The sequence below is a fragment of the Caballeronia sp. genome (genome assembly GCF_049581465.1).
Classification (GTDB): Bacteria; Pseudomonadota; Gammaproteobacteria; order Burkholderiales; family Burkholderiaceae; genus Caballeronia.
Genome location: NZ_JBAUSA010001205.1, coordinates 1 through 7,410 on the forward strand (window position 1 = coordinate 1; position 7,410 = coordinate 7,410).

The 7,410-nt window shown below is 60.7% G+C and carries 9 protein-coding genes; 7 read left to right on the forward strand and 2 right to left on the reverse strand.

Translation table 11 applies throughout. The annotated features are described in order from the left end of the window. The 6 genes from WCA53_RS29400 to WCA53_RS29425 all read left to right on the forward strand — a co-directional run. The coding region (locus WCA53_RS29400) for a methyl-accepting chemotaxis protein (protein ID WP_423919477.1) at window positions 1-1,449 on the forward strand (1,449 nt) is incomplete at its 5' end. A gap of 22 nt (window positions 1,450-1,471) precedes the next feature. Beyond that, window positions 1,472-2,314: a CheR family methyltransferase gene (locus WCA53_RS29405; RefSeq protein WP_423919480.1), complete on the forward strand. Its 843-nt coding sequence runs from the start codon at window positions 1,472-1,474 to the stop codon at window positions 2,312-2,314. After that, complete coding sequence (locus WCA53_RS29410) at window positions 2,301-2,603, forward strand: hypothetical protein (RefSeq protein ID WP_423919507.1); 303 nt, start codon at window positions 2,301-2,303, stop codon at window positions 2,601-2,603. Before WCA53_RS29405 ends, WCA53_RS29410 begins: the two co-directional genes overlap by 14 nt. After that, the gene (locus WCA53_RS29415) at window positions 2,558-2,812 is read left to right on the forward strand and encodes a hypothetical protein (RefSeq protein ID WP_423919483.1); all 255 of its coding nucleotides are present in this window, start codon (window positions 2,558-2,560) and stop codon (window positions 2,810-2,812) included. The genes WCA53_RS29410 and WCA53_RS29415 overlap by 46 nt, the downstream gene beginning before the upstream one ends. An 11-nt stretch (window positions 2,813-2,823) precedes the next feature. Then, entirely contained in the window at window positions 2,824-4,416 is a 1,593-nt protein-coding gene (locus tag WCA53_RS29420; RefSeq protein WP_423919488.1) for a chemotaxis protein CheW, read from the forward strand. Between the two features lie 142 nt (window positions 4,417-4,558). Then, window positions 4,559-5,143 carry an AAA family ATPase gene (locus WCA53_RS29425; RefSeq protein WP_423919504.1) on the forward strand — a complete coding sequence of 195 codons (585 nt, stop codon included), beginning with the start codon at window positions 4,559-4,561 and terminating at the stop codon, window positions 5,141-5,143. On the opposite strand, the gene WCA53_RS29430 is transcribed toward WCA53_RS29425, so the two are convergent. Both WCA53_RS29430 and WCA53_RS29435 read right to left on the reverse strand, forming a co-directional pair. Beyond that, window positions 5,140-6,237, reverse strand: coding sequence for a saccharopine dehydrogenase C-terminal domain-containing protein (locus WCA53_RS29430; protein WP_423919493.1), 1,098 nt, complete (start codon window positions 6,235-6,237; stop codon window positions 5,140-5,142). The two genes, WCA53_RS29425 and WCA53_RS29430, sit on opposite strands and share 4 nt — an antisense overlap. A gap of 153 nt (window positions 6,238-6,390) precedes the next feature. Continuing rightward, complete coding sequence (locus tag WCA53_RS29435) at window positions 6,391-6,852, reverse strand: Lrp/AsnC family transcriptional regulator (protein WP_423919498.1); 462 nt, start codon at window positions 6,850-6,852, stop codon at window positions 6,391-6,393. A 237-nt stretch (window positions 6,853-7,089) separates the two neighbouring features. On the opposite strand from WCA53_RS29435, the gene WCA53_RS29440 reads away from it, so the two are divergent. Continuing rightward, window positions 7,090-7,410, forward strand: a 321-nt coding sequence (locus WCA53_RS29440; RefSeq protein WP_423919501.1) for a Spy/CpxP family protein refolding chaperone, incomplete at its 3' end; no start/stop codon positions are given.

Sequence of the window (7,410 nt, forward strand, 5' to 3'; positions counted from 1 at the left end):
GGCGCTTTCGACTCGGGTGAATACCGGCGGCTCGGCAAAGGCGGCCGCGAACTGTGGCTGCAGGCATCGTACAACCCCATCTTCGATCTCGACGGCAAGCCGTGCAAGATCGTCAAATACGCAAGCGATGTGACATTGCGCAAGACGCGCGACGCCGAATATGCGGGGAAGATCTCAGCCATCGACAAGTCTCAGGCCGTGATCGAATTCAACCTCGATGGCATTGTGCTCGATGCAAACGCGAATTTCCTGTCGACGCTCGGCTACACGCTCGACGAGCTTCGCGGCAAGCATCACAGGCTTCTGTGCGATCCGGAATACGTGCAATCAGATGCGTATCGCGCATTCTGGGACAAACTTCGGCGCGGTGAATTCGACGCCGGTCGCTACCGGCGCGTTGGCAAAGGCAACAAGACGGTCTGGATTCACGCTACCTACAACCCGATCCTCGATCTGGAGGGCCGCCCGTACAAGATCGTCAAGTTCGCCACCGATGTGACGGCCCAGGTGGAGCTTGAGAATTCGATTGCGACGAGAGCAGAAAGCGATAGTCGCAAGGTCGACGCTCTGCTCGCATCGGTGAGCCGCGCGGCGGCTGGCGACCTGACCGCGAACATCGACGTCGCCGGAAGCGAACCCATCGATCTGCTCGCGCAGGGCGTTCGTCAAATGATCAGCGATTTGCGCGAGGTGATTGGTACGGTCGTTGCGGCCGCGGGCAACCTCGGCAAGGCGTCGCTGGATATCGCCGGGCGGTCGAATGGCGTGGCCTCCGGTGCACAGGAACTCGGCGCGACGGTGGAGGAGATGAATGCGTCCATCGAAGAGTTGAGCGCATCGATCAATTCGATCGCGGAAAACGGTCGCAGCGCCGACGCACTCGCCAAAGCAACTCAGCAGGAGGCCGAAACGGGGGCGAAAGCCGTTACACGTTCGATTGAAGCCATGGCGTTGATCGACAAGTCATCGGAAGACATCAGCGAAATTACCAAGGTAATCGGCGAAATCGCAAGCCAGACCAACCTCCTCGCGTTTAATGCCGCAATCGAAGCAGCGCGCGCAGGCGAGCATGGATTGGGCTTTTCGGTTGTGGCCGATGAAGTCCGCAAGCTCGCTGAACGCTCGTCGCAGGCGGCAAAGGAAATCTCCAAGCTGATCAACGAATCGGTCAAGCGTGTTGCGTTAGGCAGCGAAGTGTCCCGGCAAGCGGGCGACGCGTTTGAGAAGATCGTCACCGGCGTCGCCAAAACCACGCAGGCCATCGCCGAAATGTCGTGCGCCGCCGACGAGCAGATGCTCGCGGCCCGCGAAGTCAGCACGGCAATCCAGCACGTGGCCGAAGAGACGGAGAAGTCGGCGATGTCCTGCGACGGCATCGCGCACTCGACGCATGACCTGTCCGAAGGTGCGAAGCGTCTGAACGAAACGGTTGCACGTTTCGTCGTCTAAATACGTCGGTATGGACTGCTATATGGATGTGCCGATCGAATCCGCGATCGGTGGACCGGCGCTGCGCAGGTTGCTCGCGCTGGTCCACCGTCACACTGGCATCGCGATGAGCGAGAAAAAAAGCACGTTGCTGCAAGGCCGCTTGCGGCCACGCATGCGTGAGCTTGGGCTTGGCGTCTATGCGGATTACCTGGAGGTGGTTGATCGCGATCCAGCGGAGATACGCCGCTTCGTCAATCTTGTCACCACCAACGAGACCGCATTCTTCCGTACCCCGCGCATCTGGGCGTATTTCACGCAGGTGCTGCTGCCGCGCTGGCACGCAACGCACCCTGAGCGGTGCATGAGAATCTGGTCGGCGGCGGCATCGACCGGCGAGGAGGCGTACACGATCGCGATGGTCTGCGATGCGTTTCGCACACAGCACCCGTCGTTCGATTTTCAGATTGCCGCCAGCGACATTGCGTCCGATGTGCTCGCGCATGCACGCGAGGGCCGTTATGCGGGGCGCTCGTTGAACGCGCTGCGAGACGCTCATCCATCGGAATTCGCGCGCTACTTCGAAACCGACGGCGACGGTGCACGCATCGTCGCTGCGTTGCGTACCCGGGTGCGCTATTTTGAACACAACCTGTTCGAGCGCTTGAACTTGCGCGAGCCCTTCGACGTGATTTTTCTGCGCAATGTCCTGATCTATTTCGATCTTGCAGATCAGCAACGCGTAGTCGCCCACATGCATAGCGCACTTGCAAGCGACGGGTATCTGCTGCTTGGAGAATCAGAATCGCTCAGCCGCATGACGATGCCTTTCGAATTCGAATTGCCGTTGATTTATCGCGCGGGCGCCGACCATGCCACACGATGACGTGAACAAGATTCCCTTCCCTGCGGGTACGACGGTCGTGCGAATCGGCGAAGTGAAGACAGCCGGACGAGACGTGATATTGCGTGCAACGCTTGGATCCTGCGTGGGCATCGGTGTGCTGTGGCGCTCCCGGGGTCTCTACGCTCTCGCACATTGCCTGCTGCCCGATGCGCCGCCCGGCGAAGTGTCTGATGCAGGCCAGGGCGCGCGCTACTTACCTGGGCCGTTCCGTCGCTGCTGCGCATGCTCAATGCACCTGAACACGCACACTCCGAACTCGACGTCGTGATCGCTGGCGGTGCAAACATGCTGCATTTCAAAACCAAAGCCGCACCTGGCGGCCTGGTGGGCGACCAGAACGTGGCTTCTGCGCGCCGCGTGCTGCACGCGGCCAAACTGGGCGTTGTGCACGCCGAGGTCGGCGGCGAACACGCCAGACAATTATCGATTGACGGTGCGAACGACCGATTCGAGGTCAGGACCATCGAGAAACCTTGAGGGCGTACCCCATGATTGGTAAGGCCATCGCAGTTTCTCCCAGTGCAGCGACCTACGGCACGTTCTTTCTCGACGACGTCGAATATGCGCTCCCTGCCGACGCCATGCATGAAGTCGTCAGCACGCCGGAGCGCATTGTTGCGTTACCGCTTGCGCCGGAGTTCGTTGTCGGCGTGTTCAATCTGCGCGGAAAGATCGTACCGGTCGTCGATTTGAAGCGCCTGCTGAACGTGCCCAATAACAGCGCGCAAGTCAGCCGCCGCGTCGCGATCATAGAGCTAGACGGTGCATCACTCGGACTCCTGATCGATGCCACGGGCGAAGTCTGCCGCGCAGCTCCTGAACAGATCGCCGCCTTCGAGTATCCGGCTGGATCGACGTATCGCGTGATCGCCGGAACGCTGCGTCTGGATCACGGCAAGCGCCTCGTGTGCATTCTTGACGCGGCTGCGCTGCTGAAAATCGAAAACGTGCCGCAGATGGCAGCGCACCTGGCCGCCGAAAAAGCACGCGCTGCGCTGCTACGTCGTGCGTCGCAACGCAGGCAGTGCGTCGCGTTTCGTTCGGGATCGCATCGGCTTGCGTTCGAGATCAGTGTCGTCAGGGAGATCGTGCGCGTGCCTCCGATGATGCAAGTGCCGACGCTGTCCCATCCGCATTGCATCGGCATGCTGCGGCTGCGTGAGGAGTCGGTGCCGGTGCTGGATTTCGCGGATTTTCTAGGCATACGCGCTTCGTCGGCAAGCGCGTCTTCAAGCCAGGAGTCGGACGGTTCGTTCGAAGGGGACGAGCAACGCATCATCGTGGCTGTGGTCGGTGGCGGCAATATCGGCTGGCGCGTGGACGCCATCGAAACGATCGTTTCATATTTCGCGGATGACGTGCTGCCCATTCCGTTGCTCACCGACACCCGCGCCGCGATGTTTTCCGGTTGCATCACGAGTGAAAAGGCTGGCACGAGCGCGAGCGAAGTAATCCTCCTTGATCACGCCGCGATCTTTTCGCACGACGACTTGAACGCCTTCGCCCGAAGCCATCGGAATCTGCATGCAACTTCGCCGGCGAATGACCGAGGGGGAGCGCGCCAACGGGGGCGTCGTGAACAATACCTAGCGTTCCGGCTTGATCAACGGTTCGCGACGCCATTGAACACGGTGCGGGAGATTATCGAAATGCCGGCCGATTCGACGCCCGCGCCAGGTGGCCCTCAATTCGTCACGGGCATCCTGAATCTGCGTCAGCAGATGATTCCGCTCATTGATTTACGGTCGCTATACGGCATTACATCCTGGGCCTCCGATGACAGGGCACGACCGGAATCGACACGCAAGGTGTTGATCGTAGAACACGGCACGCGACGCTACGGCCTGATCGTCGACGCCATCGAAACGATTTTCAGCGCTGACGAACATGATCGAATTCGCGTGCCGTCGCTTATGCTGGGTGACATCAACGCGGGCTTCAATGCCGACGCACGGGCAGACCTGCGCGAAGCAGTCGAACTGCGGGGTGAGTCGAGCCCCGCCAATGCCAAATCGCAGACCGTGTTGATCCTTTCGCTTGCTCGCACAGCCGAACGCATCGACGTCGTGCTTGCCGCTTGAATACCCAACGCCCCTTGCTGCCGGCGGCATTCTTGTCCATCATCGAACGCATTCGCGCCCACACATGGAGACGTTCGATGCGCCTTTTCAATCCGATCCCGGGCGAACGCGTGGTTCACCGGGTTTTGCCGGCGAGCCGCATGTGAGCCGCCTCGTCTTCTTCTGCGGCCATGCGGGCACCGGCAAGACGTCGCTGGCGCGTCGCCTGCTCCCGCAGCTCATGCGTGCGACCGGCGAGCCGTTCTGCCTCCTCGACAAGGACACGCTCTACGGCCACTACAGCGCCGCCGTGATGGGCGTGCTGACCGGAGACCCGAACGATCGCGACAGCCCCCTCTATCTCAAGCATCTTCGCGATCCGGAATACCGCAGTCTTATCGATACCGCCCGCGACAATCTCGCTCTCGGCATCAGTGCGTTGATCGTCGCGCCGTTATCGCGGGAAGTGCGCGACCGGCGTCTCTTCGACCGCGCGTGGCTCGGCGTAAGCAACGACGTATCCATACGCATAGTCTGGGTGCACGTGCCGGAGGACGTCGCGCGTTCGCGTATCGTGGCGCGCAACAATCCAAACGATGCCTACAAGCTCGCGCATTGGGACGAATACCGTCAGCGACGCTTCGTACCGGACAGTCATGCGAGCCGCGACCTGTTGATGTTCGACAACCAGTCCCCCGACCCGCGTGCCTACGACGACCTGCTGCGTGCAATCCACGGAGGCTCTTAGGCAACCGCCAGCTTTCGCACCGTCTCGAGCGAACTTGCGCCCTCGTACAGCTTCCCGAAGCGATTGCTCAAGAACGCGTCCAGCGGCACCTGTTCCTGACGAACGAAGCCACGTTGCGGCAACACGCCCTCGCGGAACAGGTCGATCTCGGCGCAGATCGCGCCGGCCGTGGTGATCTGGATCGCGCTCATCGGTACGCCGCACACGGTAGTCGCGAAGATCTTGCGCGTGAATACGTCCTGCACGAGACGGCCGTCGCGCGTGCCGGTCGCCGTGACGAACACCAGCACGACATCCTGCGCCGTCGCCGGGACGGCGCGCCGCAACATCGCTTTCAGGCCCTCTCGATCGCTCGACATGCGAAGGTCGTCGAGCAGGAACTTCATCAGTTCACGATGGCCCGGATAGCGCACGGACTTATAGTCCAGCGCTTCCACCTTGCCCGCCAGCGTCTCGCAAAGCGTGCCCAGGCCACCCGAGGTATTGAAGGCTTCGTATTCGGTGCCGTCGAGCGAAAAATGTTCGAGTCCTTCCAGCGGCTGAACCCATTGCTTGCGGCCTTCGCGGATCGCTTCGCATGGCTGGCAGTACTCATTGATCAGCCCGTCGATACTCCACGTCAGGTTGTACTTCAGCGCGTTGGTCGGAAACTCGGGCAGCGCACCCACCCGCATCTTGATCTCGCGCAGTTCGGTGAAACGCTGTGCCAACTCGTTCGCCACGATACCGATGAACCCCGGAGCGAGTCCGCATTGCGGCATGAAGGCATGGTCGGAGTCTTCAGCGATCGCGCGGATCGCCTGCGTCGCGCTGACATCTTCTGTCAGGTCGAAATAATGAACGCCAGCGGCTTTCGCTGCCGTCGCGACGTTCACCGCCTCGTAGTACGGCAACGCGTTGACGACCGCATCGAAGCCATGCAGGGCGAGCGCACTGGCGGATTCGACGCATCGCGTAGCGACGCCCTGCGTTTCCAGCAACGCGAGCGCGTGCGTGTCGCGATCGAAAGCGGTTACGTCGTAGTCGCCCGTTTCACGCAGCAGATGAGCGATGCTCTGGCCGATCAGACCCGCGCCAACGAGGGCAATCTTCATGTTCATCTCCTGAAAAGGTGTTAGTCAGTAATGCAATCCCTGGACACCAGTTTAGGAGGGTATGAATATTGAAAACAGACGCAAAATGATGCGATTCGACCGGCATTTTCGACGTTTTGACGATGCAACGCATCAAAACGTCGAAGTGATGATTTAACTCATGCCGCCCCGGTCGATCTTGCGCGCAAGAATGATCGATGTAGTCGTGCGTTCAACGCCTTCGAGTCCTCCGATTTCATCGAGGAGATCGTTGAGCCGGTCGGGCGAATCGGCTCGCAACCACGCTACATAATCGAACTCGCCGCTCACCGCGCAGAGCAGTTGGATTTCGGGGATCTTGGCGAAGCGCTTTTGCAGGTCGCGACCGAATTTCGGCGTGAGCTTGATGCCGACATACGCCTGAATACTCGCGTCGAGTACATCCTGCCCTAGCCGCACGCCGTAGCCCGAAATCACGCCCGTTTTTTCGAGCCGTGCAAGCCGCGCAATCACCGTCGTGCGCGCAATGCCCAATTGCCGCGCGAGTTCCGACACGCTTTCGCGGGCGTTGACCTGCAGGGATGCAACAAGACTCCGGTCGATATCATCCAGTTGATCGAGGCGCGGCGGTCGCATGAAACAGTGTCCTTTGATTGAGGCGATGAGCGGCATTAAAGCACGGGTCAGCACAGGCGCGAACCTGCAACTGCGCGCCCGGCCAACGGATGACACCTCTTTTTGCAGTCGTATCGGTTGTAAGCAGTTGTGGCAATCGCCGCAGCGGGCCGCTGTCTCGTGATACAAATGGCAGCCGGTGAGCGGCGCGCATTGGCGTGTCGCTTGCCCATTCTCAACGGACTCAAGGTGTCGTACATGAAAAAAACATTCGTTGCACTGGCTGCATCGCTCGCCCTTACCTCCGCGTTCGCGACGTCGTCCGTACCCGTGGCCGCATCGGCACCGGCGCCCGCGTCCGCGGCGGACACGGCTTCACGCGGCCAGGCGCGTGAAGCGCGGGTCGAGCAACGCATTGATAAATTGCACGCCGACCTGAAGATCACGGCCGCCCAGGACCCGCAATGGACCAAGTTCGCCGACGTCATGCGCGACAACGGCCGCCAGATGGGCGAGCTGTATCGCCAGCGCGCGGCGCAGGACAAGACCATGAGCGCCCTCGACGACATGAAGCAGTAC